General features: G+C 30.2%; 19 protein-coding genes. 2 read left to right on the forward strand and 17 right to left on the reverse strand.

The window, feature by feature from the left end:
- Window positions 1-140: 140 nt before the first annotated feature.
- The 9 genes from G594_RS0107170 to G594_RS0107210 form a co-directional block, all read right to left on the reverse strand.
- Window positions 141-407, reverse strand: a complete 267-nt coding sequence (locus G594_RS0107170) for a hypothetical protein (RefSeq protein WP_027097961.1) — start codon at window positions 405-407, stop codon at window positions 141-143.
- Complete coding sequence (locus G594_RS0107175; RefSeq protein WP_049179076.1) at window positions 394-1,521, reverse strand: membrane protein; 1,128 nt, start codon at window positions 1,519-1,521, stop codon at window positions 394-396. Before G594_RS0107175 ends, G594_RS0107170 begins: the two co-directional genes overlap by 14 nt.
- Before the next feature lie 592 nt (window positions 1,522-2,113).
- Complete coding sequence (locus G594_RS0107180) at window positions 2,114-2,938, reverse strand: MerR family transcriptional regulator (RefSeq protein WP_027097963.1); 825 nt, start codon at window positions 2,936-2,938, stop codon at window positions 2,114-2,116.
- Window positions 2,939-3,049: 111 nt separating this feature from the next.
- Window positions 3,050-4,189 carry a 1-propanol dehydrogenase PduQ gene (locus G594_RS0107185; protein WP_027097964.1) on the reverse strand — a complete coding sequence of 380 codons (1,140 nt, stop codon included), beginning with the start codon at window positions 4,187-4,189 and terminating at the stop codon, window positions 3,050-3,052.
- A gap of 256 nt (window positions 4,190-4,445) precedes the next feature.
- Window positions 4,446-5,582, reverse strand: a complete 1,137-nt coding sequence (locus G594_RS0107190) for a glycerate kinase (protein WP_027097965.1) — start codon at window positions 5,580-5,582, stop codon at window positions 4,446-4,448.
- A 65-nt stretch (window positions 5,583-5,647) separates the two neighbouring features.
- On the reverse strand, window positions 5,648-8,251 hold the full coding sequence (gene mngB / locus G594_RS0107195) for a mannosylglycerate hydrolase (protein WP_027097966.1): 2,604 nt from the start codon (window positions 8,249-8,251) through the stop codon (window positions 5,648-5,650).
- Window positions 8,252-8,331: 80 nt separating this feature from the next.
- The gene (gene mngA, locus G594_RS0107200; RefSeq protein WP_027097967.1) at window positions 8,332-10,239 is read right to left on the reverse strand and encodes a PTS 2-O-a-mannosyl-D-glycerate transporter subunit IIABC; all 1,908 of its coding nucleotides are present in this window, start codon (window positions 10,237-10,239) and stop codon (window positions 8,332-8,334) included.
- Window positions 10,240-10,376: 137 nt separating this feature from the next.
- A complete protein-coding gene (locus G594_RS0107205) occupies window positions 10,377-11,135 on the reverse strand; it encodes a MurR/RpiR family transcriptional regulator (protein ID WP_027097968.1) in 759 nt (252 codons plus the stop codon).
- Between the two features lie 188 nt (window positions 11,136-11,323).
- Window positions 11,324-11,830, reverse strand: coding sequence for a hypothetical protein (locus G594_RS0107210; RefSeq protein ID WP_027097969.1), 507 nt, complete (start codon window positions 11,828-11,830; stop codon window positions 11,324-11,326).
- A gap of 413 nt (window positions 11,831-12,243) precedes the next feature.
- On the opposite strand from G594_RS0107210, the gene G594_RS0107215 reads away from it, so the two are divergent.
- Window positions 12,244-12,429, forward strand: coding sequence for a hypothetical protein (locus tag G594_RS0107215; protein ID WP_027097970.1), 186 nt, complete (start codon window positions 12,244-12,246; stop codon window positions 12,427-12,429).
- Window positions 12,430-12,553: 124 nt separating this feature from the next.
- On the forward strand, window positions 12,554-13,033 hold the full coding sequence (locus G594_RS0107220) for a hypothetical protein (RefSeq protein WP_027097971.1): 480 nt from the start codon (window positions 12,554-12,556) through the stop codon (window positions 13,031-13,033).
- A gap of 114 nt (window positions 13,034-13,147) precedes the next feature.
- Here the strand turns inward: G594_RS0107220 and G594_RS0107225 are convergent, their stop codons facing one another.
- The 8 genes from G594_RS0107225 to G594_RS0107260 all read right to left on the reverse strand — a co-directional run bounded on the left by G594_RS0107225 (window position 13,148) and on the right by G594_RS0107260 (window position 20,694).
- The gene (locus G594_RS0107225) at window positions 13,148-13,957 is read right to left on the reverse strand and encodes a PGN_0703 family putative restriction endonuclease (RefSeq protein ID WP_027097972.1); all 810 of its coding nucleotides are present in this window, start codon (window positions 13,955-13,957) and stop codon (window positions 13,148-13,150) included.
- Window positions 13,958-14,077: 120 nt separating this feature from the next.
- Window positions 14,078-15,319 carry a glycoside hydrolase family 3 protein gene (locus G594_RS18535; RefSeq protein ID WP_051195932.1) on the reverse strand — a complete coding sequence of 414 codons (1,242 nt, stop codon included), beginning with the start codon at window positions 15,317-15,319 and terminating at the stop codon, window positions 14,078-14,080.
- Between the two features lie 191 nt (window positions 15,320-15,510).
- Window positions 15,511-16,101 (reverse strand): thiamine phosphate synthase, encoded by a 591-nt coding sequence (locus G594_RS18540; RefSeq protein ID WP_051195933.1) that lies wholly within the window; start codon window positions 16,099-16,101, stop codon window positions 15,511-15,513.
- On the reverse strand, window positions 16,094-17,245 hold the full coding sequence (thiH, locus tag G594_RS0107240) for a 2-iminoacetate synthase ThiH (protein WP_027097973.1): 1,152 nt from the start codon (window positions 17,243-17,245) through the stop codon (window positions 16,094-16,096). Before thiH ends, G594_RS18540 begins: the two co-directional genes overlap by 8 nt.
- Window positions 17,246-17,257: 12 nt before the next feature.
- The gene (locus G594_RS0107245) at window positions 17,258-18,034 is read right to left on the reverse strand and encodes a thiazole synthase (RefSeq protein WP_027097974.1); all 777 of its coding nucleotides are present in this window, start codon (window positions 18,032-18,034) and stop codon (window positions 17,258-17,260) included.
- Window positions 18,035-18,039: 5 nt separating this feature from the next.
- Complete coding sequence (thiF, locus tag G594_RS0107250; protein ID WP_027097975.1) at window positions 18,040-18,849, reverse strand: thiamine biosynthesis protein ThiF; 810 nt, start codon at window positions 18,847-18,849, stop codon at window positions 18,040-18,042.
- A 2-nt stretch (window positions 18,850-18,851) separates the two neighbouring features.
- Entirely contained in the window at window positions 18,852-19,049 is a 198-nt protein-coding gene (thiS, locus tag G594_RS0107255; RefSeq protein WP_027097976.1) for a sulfur carrier protein ThiS, read from the reverse strand.
- A gap of 133 nt (window positions 19,050-19,182) precedes the next feature.
- On the reverse strand, window positions 19,183-20,694 hold the full coding sequence (locus G594_RS0107260; RefSeq protein WP_027097977.1) for a bifunctional metallophosphatase/5'-nucleotidase: 1,512 nt from the start codon (window positions 20,692-20,694) through the stop codon (window positions 19,183-19,185).
- Window positions 20,695-20,715: the final 21 nt, after the last annotated feature.

The raw sequence follows: 20,715 nt of genomic DNA on the forward strand, positions 1-20,715 counted from the left end.
ATATGTTTTTCTATAAATTTATTTTTTAGGGAATAAACATAATCTAAGTTAATAGCTACCATTCAATGAAAAATTTATATGTTTTATCTCGCTATTAATCCATATAATATATCTTGGAAAATTACCCTAAGGTAAATGTTTTAATCTTTTATATATTTATTAATTGTAGCTGCCCCTTCTTCATGAGCATGATAATAAACTCTTAGTTCTTCATTAGAATCAAGCATATATCTAGTTTCTTCTATAAGCCCATTTGCCTCCGCTGTCATTAAAGCTGTAGTTACATCTTTCTTGTTTAAAGCTTTAAAGCTTCCATATTCTCCTTTTAAAGCTTCAATAATATCTTCTGCACAAGCCTCTTTTACTTTAGTAAAATGTTTTAATATTGCATAATTAAGCGGTTTCATCAATTTCACTCCCTTTTTTTCTTCTAAAAATATCTAATGGATTCATGGCTATTGTTAAAATTCCAACCATCATTATGATAGCTCCAATCCATGCTACAGCTGGTAATGCCCAACCTTCCATTCCTGCAAATACTCCTAATAATAAGAAGCAGAATAAAGGTCCAAAGAAAGAGTATGTCCCATTACATGCAGTACCAAGTCCTGCACCACACATACTATTACCAGCATACCAAGTCATAAAAGTAATGAATGTTAATAATCCGCTAAATACAAACCAAATCATAGCTGGTCCACTTGTAAATGCTTGAAAAGCTAAGTCAATTGAAATATCAACTCCTCCAGCCATTACACCTAATACTGGAACTATAATAAATAAGTTTGCTATTCCTGATGTTACTTGACGTATACATATTCCTATTTCTGGATCAATCATTGCTGTTCCATACCCAGCAACACATCCTTCAAATCCCCATCCTAATGCAGCTATTACTGCAACTAATAAACCTAATACCAATGTTGGAGAAGTTTCCCCTCCAAAGCCTGTACTTCCTATTAAAAAACTTGCAAATACACAAATTAAAATTCCAACGCTCATACGCTTATTTAATTCTTGCTTATAAAGAACTCTACCTAAAATAGCAGCTATAGCTGGACATAGTGCAGATATCGGAACTACGATTGAACCAGCCAATTGGATTGATACAACATAAGCTGTCCCAGCTATTGGACCACCAATTAATGCTGCTAATATCATAATCTTACCTGGCTTTGACTTTAGACACCTTACAAAATCTTTAAACTTTCCTTTAGCTATTGAATTTAATATTGCCCATACGGCACTACAAGTATCATTAATAGCATTTCCTAAAGCTGCAACTAAATATATAACCACAAAAGTAGATAATCCTGCTGTATTTGCCCCTGTCCAATCTTCCCATACACCTTTTCTCATGGCCATTGTTAAGAAAGCTGTATAAAGGCCGTAAGTTACCCCCGAAAACAAAGCTAACGTGATACCTTTTTTAAAAAAGTTACTAGCTAATTTCTTTTTAGCTTCCGTTGCTTTTATGCTAACTTCTTTTATATTGACTTTATCTGTTGAAACTACATTCATGATAAATCTCCCTTCTTTTATTAAATTAATTGTATTAGTGAATATGTTTTTAGATCAGTAAATCGCCAGCTATACTTATCTATCCAAATATAAATCTTAGAAGATTGCTGCTTGATATCCCTCCTATCATCCTTTTATTCAATTTCTGTTTGAGCGTAATTCTCAACACAACTTTAATATAAACCTGAGCTAGCCATCCAAAGAAATATTCCAAATTTCCTTAACAAAACTAAAACTTATATTATATATCGTTTACAACACTCCCCAAGTGTTCTACTAAAATATAATAAAAATTTAAGCCAGCTTTTAATAAACTGTTTAAACGTTTAACTCAAGGATATTAAAGCAACAAACTTGTCACATCTCTGCTTAAATAATTTAGAATAACAACTTATTTATTTCTTTGTGGACAACTATATCCTAATTCGAATTATATGCCTTCCCCTTAGGAGGAAGGTCAATAGAAATTTGATATTAATTTAACATTATTTTTATAAGTCCTTTTTTCTCAATTATCTTTTAAAATATGAAAAAGTGTATACTAAAAAATAACTTGATTTTTCAGTATACACTTTCATAATTTCTTTATTATTTATTTTTTTATTTTAAAAATTACTTCTGTCACAAATTTTTCTGGTACTTGCGTTGTCCAATAATCAGTTACATATCTTTCATAACATTCATCCTCACATGTATAACCATGCTTTTTAATCCATTCACTCATCTTTTTGTAAGTTTCATTTATAGTTTCATGTGGACCTATATGATAACAAGATACAACTGTACCGCCACCATATTCCACTTTTATCCCATCATCACACTTTAAAATTGTTTCTTGCATTATCCTCATCTTTTTACAATTACCATTCATCTTATCCTTAAAAGATGGATATGATATTATAACTGGTCCTGTTATTGCATTCTTCTTGCTTTCTATATAATTAGTAAATTCAATATTTATTATTGAATCCATATAATCATATTTAAAGTCTTGATCTAAGAAAATCATTTCTTTCTTTTCTATATATTTCACTCCAACTTGACAAGCATTACATTCCATTATCCCCTCAGCCTCTAGAATAAGCTTGTACCAATCATTTACTGATCTTAACTTTAATTCAAGTTCACTTTGTAATGATATTAATTCATCTATCTTTTTTCTGAAACCATTTTCAATTTTAAAGTAAGATGCCCCTCCAAGATATTCCCTCATCTCATCAAGTTTAAAACCACTTTGTTTATAATATTTTATTAAAGGCACCAACAAGAGATTTCTTTTACTATAGTATCTATATCCACTATCATCTGATATCTTATCTGGTGATAAAATCCCTATTTTATCATAATATCGCAAAGCTTTTTTCGTAATCTTACACATTTCTTCAACTTTACCTATAGAGTACATATCATTTTCCATAAATAAGCCTCCAACTTTTATATTCTCCCCAATTTATTTATAAAAATGATCTATTATATTTATTTTTTATATCTTTCCCCAAAGAAAAAAACCACCATATGGTGGTTTAATTTACTTTAGTTTATCTATTATATTAGATAAATCTTCTCTAGTAACAGCCCTAGGATTTGCTTCTGTGCATACATCCTTTAACGCAGCCTTTAAAATCTCTTCCATAGATTCTTCTAATAGCCCAATATCTACTCCTTGCTTAGTAAGTGTAGTTGGAATCATAAGATTCTTTTGAAGTTCTTCAATCTTCCTAATTAAATTATTAACTCCAATATGGACATTAGGTGCATGAAGTTTCAAAAGCTTTGCTAATCTCTGATACTTCTTAGCTGCTAAACTATAATCCTTATTGTATAAACCACCATTTAAATTTGCATTAAATTTTATTATATGAGGCAATATTATAGCATTGCTTCTTCCATGTGGGATATGCAATTTACCCCCTATAGCATGAGCTAAACTATGTGTAATACCAAGACCTGCTGCATTAAAAGCAATCCCTGCTAGACAAGAAGCATTATGAAGTTTTTCTCTAGCTAATAAATTATTACCATCTTCATATGCTAATGGTAAAAATCTAACAGCAAGAGTTAATGCTTTTTCAGCTAAAGCATCTGAAAAATCAGTAGCTCCATTAGCTACATAAGCTTCAATGGCATGAGTAATTACATCCATTCCTGTATCTGCAGTTATACTTTTAGGAACTGATTTAACAAGTTCCGGGTCTAATATAGCCACATTAGGCAACAATGACTCACTTGTTAAAGCATATTTTATCCCCTCTTGTTTATTAGTAATTACAGCATACTCTGTAACTTCCGAACCTGTCCCACTAGTTGTTGGAATTGCGTAAAATTCTTCTATTTTTTGTATACCGTCATTTAAATTATTATAATACTCTTTTATTGATTTTGCTGCATCAATAGCTGAACCGCCACCTAATGCAATAATTACTTCTGCATTGCATGCTTTAAGAGCTTGAATTCCTGATGCAATAATTTCTACTGCTGGGTCTGGAACAACATCACTGAATATGGATACTTCACAATTAGATAGTTCTTTCGAAACCTTTTCAACCATCCCTGAAGTTTCCATAAACTTATCGCATACAATTAAAACTTTCTTATTTTTAATATCATTGAGCTTATTTAATGATCCCTTACCAAAATAAACTCTTGTACGAATACCAAATTCATTCATTTTATTTTCTCCTTATTGAAAAGTTAAATAAAATAAATAATTTAGTTATTCTATTATTTAAGATTAGATTTGTGACAAGTTATATTTCTTTACTTTCCTAATTATATCATAATATATATTATATTCAAGATTCTTACTTAACTAATATTGACAAAATATCCCCTTTTTCTCTGTACTTATTAGCATTATATATAATAAAATTCAACTAATCATAAAAGAAAAAATGTATTTTTCTTTTAATTTATCATAAATTATATTATACTTTTCTAGTTTCTAATATTCTAACTACATTTTCAGTTGATATCTCTAGGTTCTCTTTCCCTTTGCTTAATGCTTCATCTAAAGAAATTACCCCTGGGGTTATTCCTATTACAGAATCTATTCCTAATGAATATAATTCATCTATTCCTTCCCCAATTCTTCCCCCAAAAGCTATTACAGGAATGTTATACTTTTTAGCTATTTTAGCTACTCCTATAGGAGTTTTTCCAAACTTAGTTTGAAAATCTATACTTCCTTCCCCTGTAAATACAAAATCTGCCTTTCTTACTTTATCTTCCAAATTAGAATGCTTAATTACTAAATCTATTCCCGATTCTAGTTTTCCATTACAAAAACCTATTAAAGCTGCACCAAGTCCTCCTGCTGCACCTGCACCTTCAACCTTATCAATTTCTTTTCCCATATCTCTTTTTACTACTTCTGCATAATGTTTTAAGTTACTATCTAACTCCTCTAATGTTTCTTTATTTCCACCCTTTTGAGCCCCAAATACAAAGCTTGCACCATTCTCTCCTGTTAATGGATTCTTTACATCACAAGCTACTTCTATTTTTACATCATAAATTCTTTTATCAAAACCACTTAAATCTATTGTACATAAATCTTTTAAGACGCCACCACCAAATGCTATCTCTTTTCCATCACTGTCCTTAAAACTTGCCCCTAATGCCTGAAGCATACCAACTCCACCATCATTAGTTGCACTGCCACCTAAGCCTATAATTATTCTTTCTATATTCATATCTAAAGCATATTTTATAAGTTCACCAGTTCCAAAGGTAGTAGTAAGGAGTGGATTTCTATCCTCTAATTTAACTAAGTGAATTCCACTAGCTTCTGCCATTTCTATTACAGCAGTCTTTCCATCACCTAATATTCCAAACTTTGCTTTCACCTTATTTCCTAGTGGAGCTGTTACTTCTACTTCATGCAAATTTCCATTGGTAGATTCTATTAAAGCATCTACTGTACCTTCACCACCATCTGCCATAGGAACATGTATACAGGTAGCATCTTTAAAAACTTTTCTTATTCCATTTTCCATAGATATACAAGCTTCCTTAGCTGTCATACTCTCCTTAAATGAATCTGGTGCTAAAATAAATTTCATATCATTCACCTCTAAATAAAATTATTGTAACTCTCTTAACCTTAGCTAAGAGAGTTACTAACCTTTTATACTAATTCAAAGTATATATTATCTACTTTATTTTTACTACAATTTACTTTGCTAAAATCTTCTATATCCTCTAGTATATCTTCCTTAAGATTAACCTTCTTAAACTTGCTTCCTTTAATGCTAAAATGAACCTTCTTTTCTGAAGCTGTTCCATTGAAATATCTAAGAACTAACCCCTTTTTATTTTCAGCCTTCTTTAATACACTTAAAGTCACATTATCATTCTCTTCTTTTAATAGAGAATAATTATATGGAACTTCAAAGTCTACAGAATTTAGTTTCATAGCATTGTGAGGCATTTTATTGTAAGTATACACTGGAGTTAAGTACTCTTTTGCAACTCTTGATACCTTATCTTCCCTAGATACATATGGATATATTCCAAAGTCTAAGCTTACTTTTCCAAGCATTTGTGAGTCAGGAGTTTCTAATTTTATTCCTGATGGTCTTCCAGGTCTTCTATACATTTCTTCTTTACCAAGGAAGCCTACCCCTCTAAATAAAGTTATAGCTATTGTATCATAATCTTCTCCAATTATTTCATACTCTCTAGTACTATTAGTTAAGACAGCCATTCCTCTTTCTTCATTCTTTAAAGTTACAAATGAAAGCATTGGATAAATAGAATCTGGTCTTTCATCCCAGTTTTCCTCTTCCCATACATCCATAGCACTATCATATACATCTCTTTTTATAACACCAAATTGATTATCAGAGAATGAGAAATTAGATTTTATTCCAGTTGGAATGTATGCTCTTACTCTATGATCTTTTGCTCTATTATCTATATCCATCTTAACATTTAAATATGGGCTACAATTATCAACCTTAACAATTATTGATATATCCATAGAACCATCAATTTTCTTGTTCTTTCTGCTATCTAAATCCTTTGGTACATCTAAAGTATAATTAATAGCTATCTCACTACTATTTTCATAAGTGCTTATATTATAGTTACACTTAACTAAATCACTCTTAACAATAAAATCATCCTCTAATGGTGAGAAATCATATTCATCTCCGTCATCTGCACCATCTTCTATTAAAAGTACATTTTCATATAATGTGTTTGTATCTTTATGTAGTATGTTTAATGACCCGTTTTCATTTACAGTTATATTAAAATACTTATTTTCAATCTTATCTGTTTTCTTGCCTTCTTCAGAGTTTATAACTCCTTCTGCTCCTTTAATTAAGTAAGTCTTATATCCCATTGAAGGAATAACATCCTTTAATTCAATAGTATATCTTACAAAAGGATCATAGTTTCCATAGTGAACAATTTGTCTATCAATTAACCCTGCATCAACTACTTCTTTATTTATAACTTGGAAATCATATTCTTCTCCATCATCACTAACAAGGTTGAAGTTTTTCATCTTTGTAATGATTTCACCTTTAACTACAGCTTCTCTTTCATATGGAAGAAGGTTAAATGCTGTTAATTTATCTAATGCTATCTCTTTGCTCATAGCATCAACTATAACTCTCATATAGAAATCTATTAATCTATCTACCTTTTCTTCAGCTAAGAAAAATCTATTCATTATCTCTTTATGAACCTTATCAGAACAACAACATCCTATAGAGTCATGAGCATGGTTTTTCATTATCTCTTTCCAAATAAGCTCAATTAACCCTGAATGATATTCAAAACCTAATGAATAAGCAAGTGAAGCTAAAGGTTCTAATATATTAGTTATTTTATTTTCTATCCTTGTATTAGCAGCCTTAATATCCATTCTTGTTGAGAAGATACTTCTATGAACTCTCATATACTTTCCATCTAAGAATTCCCCTCTTAATGTTGGTAAATTCTTTTCTTTTTCTAGTTCTTCAAATACCTTTTCATATCTGCTTAAGAAGAAATCTCTTTCTGGATATAATTCCTTTAACTTTTCTAATATCTCAAATATATTCTTTTGTACAGGCATTTGATCATGACCATTTGGAAGTATGATATTTTCTGTTGTAGCTCCCTTATCAAGTACAGGGAAATACTTATCCATTCTCTTCTTAAGATCATCCATATTGCTTGGCAAATACTTTCCTATTGCATATCCTAATGGAAATAATTGAGTTAATACTTTAGAATCCCCTTCACCTTCCCAGTAAAATTCAGTTTTATCTGTTCCCATTCTTTCAGAGACACCTCTCCAGAATATAGAACGATTTATTCCAAATCCATTTAATATTTGTGGCATTTGAGAAGATTGTCCAAAAGAGTCTGGAAGATATCCTATCATCATAGCATCACCAAATTCTTCACAATCCTTTAATCCATATAATAGATTTCTAGTTATAGATTCTCCACCTACAACCATTTCATCTGTTTGAGTATACCAAGGTCCTATTATTAATCTGCCTTCTTTAGCTAATTTCTTTACTCTTTCTTTATTTTCTGGCTTTGCCGCGAAATAATCTTCTAATATAGCTGTTTGCCCATCCAATACATAATTAGGATAGTTAGGATTGTTCTCTAACATATCCATTATTTCTTCCATATTATTAACTAAAAGAATTCTTGACTCTTCCGTTGTAAAATACCATTCTCTATCCCAATGCATATGGGGCACAACATGAACTTTTTTACTCATTTATTACACCTCTTACTCCGATTTAACTTTATATTTTTCCATGATATAGCTTTGCGAGAGGAAATTCCTCTCGCAAAATATTATTTTAAAAGTCCTTGCTTTTTAAGTTTCATTTTTCTTGTTATTACTAATAATATTGCTGATATAATTGCTCCAAGTATTGCTGCTCCAAGCCATACTGTTATATTCATTAACATAGTTGAACCATCTTTAAGCATAAATATTGAGAATATACCTGCTCCTGGAACATCAAGTCCTATGTTAAACATTGCTACTAAAGCACCAGTTACTGCTGAACCTGCACATAATGAAGGAATTACTCTTAATGGGTCTTCTATCATAAATGGAATAGCACCTTCTGTAATACCTGCTAGTCCTAAAATCCAAGTTGACTTACCTATTTCTTGTTCTTCTTTATTGAAATACTTCTTAGCTAATAAAGTAGCAAAGGTTACACCAAATGCTGAAACCATTTTTACTGATGCGAAAGCTGCATATGGCATTATAATTCCATCAGTCATTGCACCTACACAGAATGTATAAGCTGCTTTATTAATAGGACCACCAAGGTCAAATGATACCATGATACCAAGTATTGCACCTAAAAGTGCTGCATTTGTTCCTCCCATAGATCCTAACCAATCAATTAATGTTTGGTTTAATGCTGCTACAGGCTTACCAACTACAAAGAACATAAGTGTTGAAACTAATAATGTACCAAATACAGGGTATACCCAGAAACTAACGAATCCTGCTAATGTACCTTTTGCTGGTATATACTTCTTAAATAATTTAATTGTATAACCTGCTAGGAAACCTCCAAGCATACCACCTAGGAATCCACCATTTATCATATTAGCTGCTATACCAGCTGCAAAACCTGGTGCTAAACCTGGCTTATCAGCAATTGAGTATGACATGTATGCAGATAATACAGGAACCATTATTGTTCCAAGTAAATTACCACCTAGCTTACGATACATCCAAATCCAAGAACCATCTGTTTCATATAATTCTTGTAACCCAAAACCTTGAGATACTAATACTGCGAAAGCTAGAATCATACCTCCTGCAACTATTAAAGGAATTATATGAGATATACCTGTAAGAATTGACTTCTTAGCCTCTTCTCTAAATGAAACTTTTTCTTCATCGTCAGAAGTTTCTACATATTCTCCTTTTCCTTTGTTTTCTGCTGCCTTAAGTGCTTTTTCTATAAGTCCCTTTGCATCCTTTAAAGGAGTAGCAACCTTAGCTCTTACTGTAGGTAAATGCGAATATCTTTCTTCATTTTTTACAGCTACATCTACTGCAAATATAGCAGCATCTGCATTTTTCAATTGTTCTTTTGTATGTCTATCTTCTATACCATTAGCTCCTTGTTTTTCAACATAAACAGCTACTCCCATTTCTTTACCTGCATTAACTAAAGCTTCTGCAGCCATATATGTATGAGCTATTCCAGCAGGACAAGCTGTTACAGCAACGATTGATTTTTTAAACTTACTTATATCTATATCTTCTTTTATAATTTCTTTATCTAAATTATTGTAAAGTTCTTTCTTGCTCTTTGAATTCTTAAGCAAATCTTTATAAGATGGATTTGCTATTCTTGTAGCAAGCTCTGCTAATAGTTGAATATGAGTTGAACCTGCTTCTTCAGTTGGTATAGCTAATAAGAATACTATTTCAACTTCATTATTCTCATCTATACTTTCCCATTCTTTCATAGGTTTATTTAGAATTGCTACTGCAAATGATGCTTCTTTAACAGAACTAGATTTTCCATGAGGAACAGCTAGTCCACCTTCAAAACCTGTAGGAGAAAGTTTTTCTCTTTCTAGTACATCCTTAAAAAATTCTTCTTTAGATGTAATCTTTCCCTCTTCATATAATTTTTCAACTAGGTGTTTAATAACATCCTCTTTTTTGTTTAAATCTAGACCAATTGAAATAAGTTTTTCATTTGTTAGACTTCTTAAATTCATTTTTTATTCCTCCCATTCATATTCAACAAATCCGATTTGCTTAACGTTTACAGTCTTATATTATCAAAAAAAAATAAGAAGAATTAATTCTTCTTATTTTTACACAAATATTTCTTTTTATTTAATACATTGTGTATTTATACACAATTATAATCTTTCCATAAAGCTTCATTTATGATCCTTATAATAAGCATTATTCCTATTCTATCTGGAGCATTATATTTATGTATCTCAACTCTAGGTGCCCAAAAGAAAATATTTATATCAGCAATATCCATAAGTGAATTCTTATTAAAATGAGTCATACTAACTATACTTGCATTTCTTTCTTTTGCAATTTTGCACACATCTAATATCTGTTTGCTTTCACCACTTACACTTATAGCAATAAACAAATCCTTATCATCACAATTTTCTGCTGCATACATCATATCGTGTCTATGATTAAAATACTCAGCTTTTATTCCAATGCATCTTATATTCTTTGCAAACATCTCACAAAAATATATTGAATCTCCTATTCCTACGAAGTATACATTTTTAGCTTCTTTTATTTGGCTTACTAATTTATCAATTATTTTATTATCTAAAATATCTAAGGTTTTTTTAATTGTATCAGGAATCAATTCTAGATTTTTAAATGTCTCTCCTTTTAATTCACCAGTCTTTCCTTCAAGTTCTGCACGTAATGAAAACTTTAAATCTGAAAAGCCTTTATAACCTAGTTTCTTAGATAATCTTACTATAGTATTGGGTACAGTAAATAAATCCTCAGCTACTTTCTGGACAGACTGATTTACAAATCTACTATAATCTTCTCGTATATAATCCACCACTTGGTCATCTGTATCTGTTAATCTCAACTCATTTAATAAAACTCTCTCCTCAAAGTTCATGGTCCCACTCCTACTTTTTTCTCTTGTTCACTACTTTGAGAATAGCATTTTTACTTAGCTTTCGCAAGGTGCATAGATATTCATTTTTCTCGTTCCGTCGCATAGTCCATAGATATTTATTTTTCTCGTTCCGTCGCAAGCTCCAAGTCACACCAAAATAAATATCCTTCTCCAACATACTGAAGGGTTTATTTTTTCAAGTTCTCTATCCATTTACTAAAATACTTTCTATGTTGGTTCTCCACCCATTGAGAAACTAAAAGATAAGTTCTTCCATAAGCTTTTATTGGAGTCTTGTAGTATCTACCATATCCTCTTTCATCTCTCTTCGCCTTATCAATTTCTTCTTCACTTGCATCATTACTTATTTCTTTTAATACAGGATAATTAGAATTTAGGGCCTTCTTAGAATATTTTTCCTCCTCTAGCCTTTCTACTTCTTCAAAAGGTATTAATTCTTTTTCTATAAGATCAAATAAAGTTTCTTTAATATATTTTCCTATTTTTTTCTCTTCCTTCCCCTCTGCTACATACCTTACTTTAGTTTCTTTTGTTTCTTCAATTGGTACTAATACATACTTTGGTTCATAATCAACTATTAAATATATATTATTGCATTTATTTATTAACTCTCTTATTCTCTCTGGTTCTTTAAAATCTTCTATTGATATAAATTGATCTCCAAGGGAATACATAAAACTTTTCTCCTTTAAATTATTCTTATAGTTTATGTATATGTTTGTTTTGTATGGTTCATTGATATTTATTTTCCTTGTTCATAGCTGGCTCCAAGTCACAGAAAAATAAATATCTATTCCCTTCCTACTTAAGGTAATGAAATTATAAAATTATTATCTTTGGCTTTATAATTTTTTTATTTCAAAATATCATCGTAACTCTGAATTGTAACTTATGAGAATTTTATATTTTCCTTTTTCATAGCAAGCTCAATCTCAAAGAAAACTTCTTTACTGCATATTTATATGTTTTTATATTTATATATTTGTTTCTTTATGTATTTATATATTTAAAACAATACATCCATATGGAATTATAATCCATAAATCATTTATAATAGAATTATAACGAAGAGTGGAGGTTCCCTTAAATGAAATGTTTAAAATGTAACTCAGACGAAATTAAAGTAATAAAGGCTCCCCCAGTTCAAATGCAAAAGGGTATTATGCCTAAATTATTAAATCCTTATTATTATATTTGCTGTGAATGTGGTTACACTGAAATATGGATAAATTCCAAAGAAGAATTAAATTATTTAAAAAAACATTATGAGTAATTAAATGGAGTAGATATTTGTTTTCCTTATTGATCTCATCAAAACAAAAATCTACTCCCCTCTCAATATAATATAATGTATATATTGTAAAAAACAACTTATTTAGCGAAAGGGGAATAATTATTTGAAAAAGAAAATTGCATATATAATATTATTTATAATTTTAATTTGTGAACTTATTGCTTATAAATATCAATATTACTTTATAAACTCTTTTTATTACTTATTTATTAATTCAACTATATTCCTAATATTCTTAAAACTAATAAATAATAAAACCTTTACCAAAGTTGGTGTTATGTTAATAATATTAACGATTCTTTGTTCTGTAGCTCTGAATAATCCTACATATAATTACATTGTACAAAATGATAAGTTAAATTATTCACTAATTGTAACAGAAACTTCATCATTTAATGGTAAATTTCAGTATAGCTTTTTTGAAAAACATTTTCATTTTTTTAAAAAGCCTATACCAAAAGCTTATTTTGTGTCGTCATATAAAATTAATATAGATAAGGATATTCAGTGGTTAGATAAAAATACAATTCAAATAAAATCTGGTCAAGATTTAATTAATAATTTAACACTAAACTTAAACTAAAATTCTATGTTTATTTTCTAAAAATAAAAGGTTGAAGAAAACTTCAACCTTTTATTAGCTTTATGATCTTTAAACAACAACATATTTCATGTTGTTTTATATGTGTTAGTCCCTTTATATATCCATATATTTATCATAAAACTCTTTATATACTCTATACTTGTGAGTGTTTTTAGTATGCTCTAATGCTTTTGTTGAAAGCTCCTTCCAATCTAATGAATAGACATTTTTTAAATCCTTCACCTCATTCATTTCTTGGGCTAAATTCTCATTATCATATGGATATAAGAAAACCACATAATCTTTATCCCCTTTTATATATGAAATATTTCTATACAGTTGATAACTTGAATAGAACTTGTCCTTATCATTAACTAATTCTTTTAAATGCATGCTTTCCCCTAACTGCTTCATATAAACATCAGTAAATTTGTGTTCATATTTTTCAGGTAGCTTATTAGTTTCTTTACTTTTGCTAATTTTTCCAAAGCCTTGCTCAGTATACTTAACTTCAAAATATATTTTTTCTCCAGTTATAAGCTCTATAAAGAAATCAAAGGTTGTCCCATCCTTTCCTTTTGGAGCTCCATATTCAAATTTTGAAAATATTATCTTTGTGTGATCTGGAATATTAATCTTTAAAGTATCTTTTAAAATATCAATTAGTAAATTATCTTTCATTATTGGCTCAAAAAAGTTTATACACATAATTTGAGATGAATTTAAGTGGTGTGAATGCATGTGATAATGTATATCTTTAGGTTGATTAACTCCTAAAAGAAAATTCAATGGCCTAAATCCACTTGGTAATATGTGTCCATATTCCTTATTTTGATAAAGCCCATCTTTTACACAACCTAAGGAGTTTAACTTGTACTCTTCTAAGTGATTTAATACTTTTTCTTTATAATCTTGATATCTCATAACATCCCCTCTTTCTTAAAGCATAATTCATTGCCTACTTATATCATAACACTTTTTGTAAACGAAATCATCACTGTTTAAATTTAAAATCCATGACTATTTAGCCATGGATTTTTTTATCTATTTATACATTGCTTCAACTACTTTAGAATTATACTTTTGTATGCTTTCATATATGAAGCCATTTACATTATTTATATCATCTTGAGTAGGATTATTTGCCTTGTCAGAAAGTTTATATTGATATTTTAATCTTAAAATTCTTCTAACACTTTCATCTATCCTATTTTCATCAATCTTTCCATCATTAACTCCTTGAACTACAGCATTATATACTTTTTGTTGATTTTCTATTGTATGGCAAACTAATAAAATATCTGCACCTGCCTCAACTGATTTTATTGCAGCTTCTCCTAAATCCCAGTTCTTACTTATAGCTTGCATTTCAAGATCATCAGTAATAATAACTCCTTTATAACCCATTTCATCACGTAACAAGTCTGTTAGTATCTTTTTAGACATAGTTGCTGGGTACTCTTTATCAATTTGTGGAAGCATAATATGTGCTGTCATTACCATGTCTACTCCATTATTTATGGCAGTTTGAAAAGGAACAAGTTCTGTACTTTTTAATCTATTTAAATCATGATTCAATGATGGTAGCCCTAAATGAGAATCCACCTCCGTATCTCCATGTCCCGGAAAATGTTTTACTGTTGGGATTACCCCTTCATTTTGTATTGCTTTTAGTTCATTAATACCAAACTCTGTTACCTTTTCCTTTGTTGAGCCATAAGATCTTACCCCTATAATTGGATTATTTTTATTAGTATTAATATCTAAAACAGTACCAAAATCCGTATTTATTCCTAATAGCTTTAATTTTTTAGCAGTACCAGCTCCTATTCCAGTTGCTAAACTTGAATCATTTGTATTTCCTAACTCTCCTTTAGAAGGTGTTCTCATTAACTCCTGAGGCAATTGTGACATACTTCCTCCTTCTTCATCAAACCCAATAAATAAAGGTATATCACTATTTTGTCTGTTAGCTTTTTTAATTGAATTTACATACTTAACATTATTATCTAAACTACTTCCCCAAAAGTTTCTATGACCATATAAAATAATGCCTCCTGCATGTTGATCTTCAAATAAATTTACTACTTTATCATCTACATTCGTCCCATTAACTCCGTAGAACATCATTTGTCCTACTTTCTCTTCTAATGTCATTGTACTTATTTTATCTTCTACTTTTTTGTTAATACTTTCATTTTTCCCTTTTAAAATAGTAGCGGAACTAGCTGTAACTCCACCAATCATTGTAAGAGTAAGAGCTGCTGAAATTAATAATTTTCTCATAAATCTTCCCCCTAATCTTTATTTAATTAGTTTTTATTATCATTTTTTATTATTCCCCTCCTCCACTTTTAATTATAGATTTTAATTATCTCAATATAATCACATTAATAACTTTAAATATAACTATTTAGTTACAATTAAAAAGATAAATAAAAAACAAGGTTATATACCTAACCTTGTTTCTTACTATTTTATATTTTTAAAACGCTAATATCTGATATAAAATCATTACTTTGCATAAAGAATGACATTAAGCAAGCACCATTAACACCTGTTTCCTTAACTAAATTTATATTATATTTTGAAATTCCACCTATGGCATAAACAGGTACATCAACGCCTCTACAGATATTCTCTAAAAAGGCTAGTCCCATTGGTTCTAAGTCCTTTTTGCAGTCTGTTTGAAATATATGACCTGCTGTAATATAAGTTGCTCCAAGGGTTACTGCTCTTTCCCCTTCCTCTAGTGAATGAATAGATACTCCTACCTTTTCAAAATTCTTAACTTCATTATGGTGTTTTTCTAATATTGGAAGGGATAGATGAATCTTGTTATAATTTAACCTTTTAGCTACGCCTACAAAATTATGAAGAACACACTCTTTATTGTACTTTTCACATATTCTAAGTACATTCTTAGCTAAAACATAATACTCATCTTCACTAAGATCCTTTTCCCTTAAAATAATTGAATCCACCTCTGATTTTGCCAAAGCTTCAATTTGTTCCAAAAAATCAATATGACATAACTTCCTATTAGTAACAGCAATTATCTTAAACATATAAATAATCACTCATTACAGGCTGTAGACCTTTTTCAACTATTGCATTATAAACCTCATCTACAGTACGTCCATCTGATATTTCAAATTGTTCATCACCCTTATTTTCTCCTGTGTGACCTCCAATTCCAACATCAACCCCAGCAGAAATCTTAGTTGCTGCAATATCTATAATATTATCTCTAAACCTTGCACATTCCCTACTTGAAATTGTTATATTTGCTGAAGGAATAAGCAATCTATAGGCAGTTATTATTTGTAATAATTGAGGCTCATGTACATCCTTAGGGTTAATTTTATGGTTATTAATTATTGGACGTAACCTTGGACATGAAAAAGCAATTTCAGCATGAGGATACTTTCTTTGAAGCATATATGCATGCATTCCTGTTGCAAAGGCATCCTTTCTAAAATCATCTAGCCCTAAAAGTGCTGCAAAACCAACTCCCCTTATTCCACCCATTATTGCACGTTCTTGCGCATTGAATCTATAAGGGAATATTCTCTTATGACCTTCTAAATGTAAGGTTTCATATTTATCAGAATTATAAGTTTCTTGGAATACAGTAACAAAATCTGCACCACATTCATGAAGATAAGCATAATCCTCAGAGTTCATTGGATAAACCTCAAGTCCTATTACCTTAAAGTACTTACGTGCTATTTTACAAGCCTCTCCTATATATTTAACATCAGACATTCTTGGACTTTCACCAGTTAAAATTAGGATTTCTTCAAGTCCTGTATCTGCAATTATTTTCATTTCATTTTCTATTTCTTCTGCATTTAACTTAGCACGGTGAATCTTATTGTAACAGTTGAAGCCACAATAAATACAATAGTTCTCACAATAATTAGATATATAAAGAGGAGTAAACATATATATTGAATTTCCAAAGTGCTTCTTTGTTTCTATTTGTGCTTTTCTTGCCATTTCCTCTAAAAATGGAAAGGCAGCTGGAGATAGCAATGCCTTAAAATCATCTAAATTAATGCTATCCTTATTTAAAGCTCTTTTTACATCCCCTTCAGTATAAGAATTATAGTCATAAGAATTCATTTCAGATATTACCTTATTAAAAATATCATGTTCTATTATTTCCATTCCAGGGGTATATTCCATATGATTTGTTCTTTCTATCATGTTAATCCCCTCCTACTTTTCTAAAAATCCTGTTAATGGAGATGAGGCAGAAGCACCATTATGTAAAACACGCCCAAGACCAGCTATATATGCTTCACGTCCTGCTTCAATTGCTTTCTTAAAACTTTGTGCCATTAATGGTATATTGCCTGAGGTTGCTATTGCAGTATTAGCCATAATTGCATCTACCCCTAATTCCATAGCCTCACAAGCTTGAGAAGGTGAACCTATTCCTGCATCAACTATTATAGGTAAATCTATTTCTTCTACTAAAATTTTAATAAATTCCTTTGTACATAATCCCTTGTTTGACCCAATTGGTGCTGCAAGCGGCATTATTGCTGAAGCTCCAGCATTCATTAAATCCCTTGCTACATTTAAATCTGGATACATGTAAGGCATAACTACAAAGCCTTCTTTAGCTAAGATCTCTGTAGCCTTTATTGTTTCATAATTATCTGGAAGCAGGTATCTACTATCTCTTATAACTTCAATCTTTACAAAATCTCCACAACCTAGCTCCCTTGCAAGCCTTGCTATTCTTACTGCTTCTTCAGCATTTCTTGCACCAGATGTATTAGGTAATAAAGTTACTCCCTTAGGAATGTAATCTAAAATATTATCTTTTCCACCATCATTAACACGTCTTAAGGCAAGAGTTATTATTTCTGCTCCAGCATTTTCAACAGCTGCTTTAATTAAATCAAGAGAGTATTTACCTGAACCTAAAATAAACCTTGAATTAAACTCATGTCCACCTATAATTAATTTATCATCTCTATTTTCCATTTAACCTACACATCCTTTTCCTCTAAAATTAATCTTAAAATCATATTAGCCTGATGGCCAGCACATATACTTACGCGTGGTGCCATTAAGCCTCTACCAATCCTTGCTGATGTTTCTCCATCTCCACAAAGATAAAAATCATTGGTTATTTTTCTTGTTTTTATTGTGTTACTACTTTCAAATCCAGCCATACCAGAGGATGCAACAACCTTTTTTCCTGGGAAATATTGTAAAACACCATTGACTAACAAAGCTTTTCCTTCTGGATTATCAAAGGCCTCACATACTATATCATCATCTTTAAAAAGACTTTCTAAGTTTTCTTCTATTACCTTAACACTATCTACTATTACTTCCACAAAAGGATTTATTTCTGATATTTCCTTCTTTAAAGCCTCTGTTTTAAACATTCCCAAATGCGATATTTTATACTGCTGCCTATTTAAATTGCTGGGTTCAACTATATCAAAATCAATTAAATGTAAGGTTCCAACTCCAGTTCTAGCTAAACTTATTGCTATATTAGACCCTAAACCACCAAGTCCTGCAACTGCTACCCTAGCTATCTTTACTTTTTCATGAACATTTGGAGTATGTCTTGCACAAAGCATATGTTCAAAAACTTCTTTTGAAGGAAGCTTTCCCTTTTCAATAAATGTTACTTCACTATTTTCATGTAATTCTACATCATCATTTGTAGCAAAGCCTTCAATTATTGTTACTATATTATCCTTAATTCCATAATACTCTCTTTTTAGTTCATAAAGAGTTTTACAATTAGTATCTATAGCTTGTCCATTTAATACTATTTTCATCTTTAGCCCCCTCCTACAAAGGTTACAACTTCTAAGGTATCATTTTCTTTTAAAATAATACTTTGATAATCTTTTTTTCTTGCTATTTGTCCATTTAATTCAACAGCAATTCTAGTAATTTCATATCCCTCATTACATAGGAATTCACTTAAGGTCTTACCTTCATATCCATTAATAAGTTCACCATTTACCTTAATCATCTTATCCCTCCTTTTTTTAAACTAAAAAAAGGTATCACGAAGGAATGACACCCTTGGTGGTGTCCCCCTTCGTGATACCTTGATCACTCTGTTAATATAATAACACACTTTGCATTCTATGTAAATATATCCATTATTTGATTATGTAGTTACTTTCCTCTATTGCTTTTACAGTATGATGCTTTTCAAAGTAATCTATTATAAGTTCACTCATCTCTTTTGTAATTTCCTTTACTACTTCTGCACCTTCATAAGATGGGTAAATTGAAGTATTAGTTGCACGATAGTTATTCATAACCACTGTATAATATTTATCTAACTCTATTTCTTTACCATCTTTCTTTATAGAAACAACTCTATCATAGAAATCCCTTGATAAATCTATTTCATAAGTTATTCCCCCAAAAGTATCATAGTTATAATTTTGCACCTTTGGAACTAAGAACTCTTCATTTACTTCTACCTTACCATCATTAACAACAAAGTAAGTAGCGCTCTTTTCCATTGCTTCCTTAAACTTATCTCCTCTTACCTTAAGAACCATCATTGTGTTAGGGTAAGGATAGTTAATTAGTACATCTCTAATGGAAACATTTTTTTTAAATCCAATGGCAGTATCAAATAGTGATAAAACAGAGAAATCAGCACCTGATTCTTCTAACTGTACTTGATGTAAGAAGTTTATAAAAGGATGCCCTTTTAATCTTCCTTCAAATATATCATCCATTAAAATGTCCTTATCAAACTCTCCAATTTCCTTATCTAAGTACTCTTGAAGTTCTCCTTCTACCTCTGTAAAAAGACTTTCTAAATCTGAATTAATATCATCAGTTAACTTACTAACATCCACTAATTCAAAAGTAGCTTCTTTTGTTTCTGTATCAAAAATTATCTTAGTAAAGTTTTGACCATTATTTAAAGGTTGAGTACAAACTACCCCTTTGATTTTAGTAGCGAAGGATCTATGTTGATGTCCACTTAAAATCATATTTATAGAATCATAAGTTTCTAATAACTCACTTCCTTGGTTTTCTTTATTTAACTTCTCAGTAGGAGTCATATTTTCATCTAAACTTTTTTCAAATCCGCCATGATAACAAACAATAATATAATCTGCTTTTTCTTTTAGCTCTTTTTCATATTTTCCATATACCTCAACAGGATTTAAGAATTTAATTCCCTTAATGTTTTTTTCTTGCTCCCAGTTTGGTATAAATGAGGTTGTAAGACCTATACATCCTATTTTAAATCCATTAAAATCAAATATTTTATATGGTTTTGACTTAAATGCTAACCCTTCAATATTAGCATTAATAACTTTTTCTGAAATAGGAGTATAAGCTTTAGTTAAATAATCTAATCCATAGTTAAATTCATGATTACCAAGTACATAGGCATCATAACCTATTTTTTCTAAACATTGAACTATAGGATTCACCTCAGGATTCTTCTTTGATAAATAATGAGTTAGAGAAGAACCTTGAACTAAATCTCCGCAATCTATAGTTAATGAAGCATCATAATTTTTCTTATCCTTTAATATATAGCTTCCTATTTTAAGTATTCCTAATTGCTTTTCTGTTACATAATTAGTTGGATAAACAAATCCATGTAAATCGCTTGTTTGATATATAGCAATCTTCATAAAAACCTCCTATTTACAAAA

Source organism: Clostridium paraputrificum AGR2156 (assembly GCF_000424025.1).
In the GTDB taxonomy this organism is placed as follows: domain Bacteria; phylum Bacillota; class Clostridia; order Clostridiales; family Clostridiaceae; genus Clostridium; species Clostridium paraputrificum.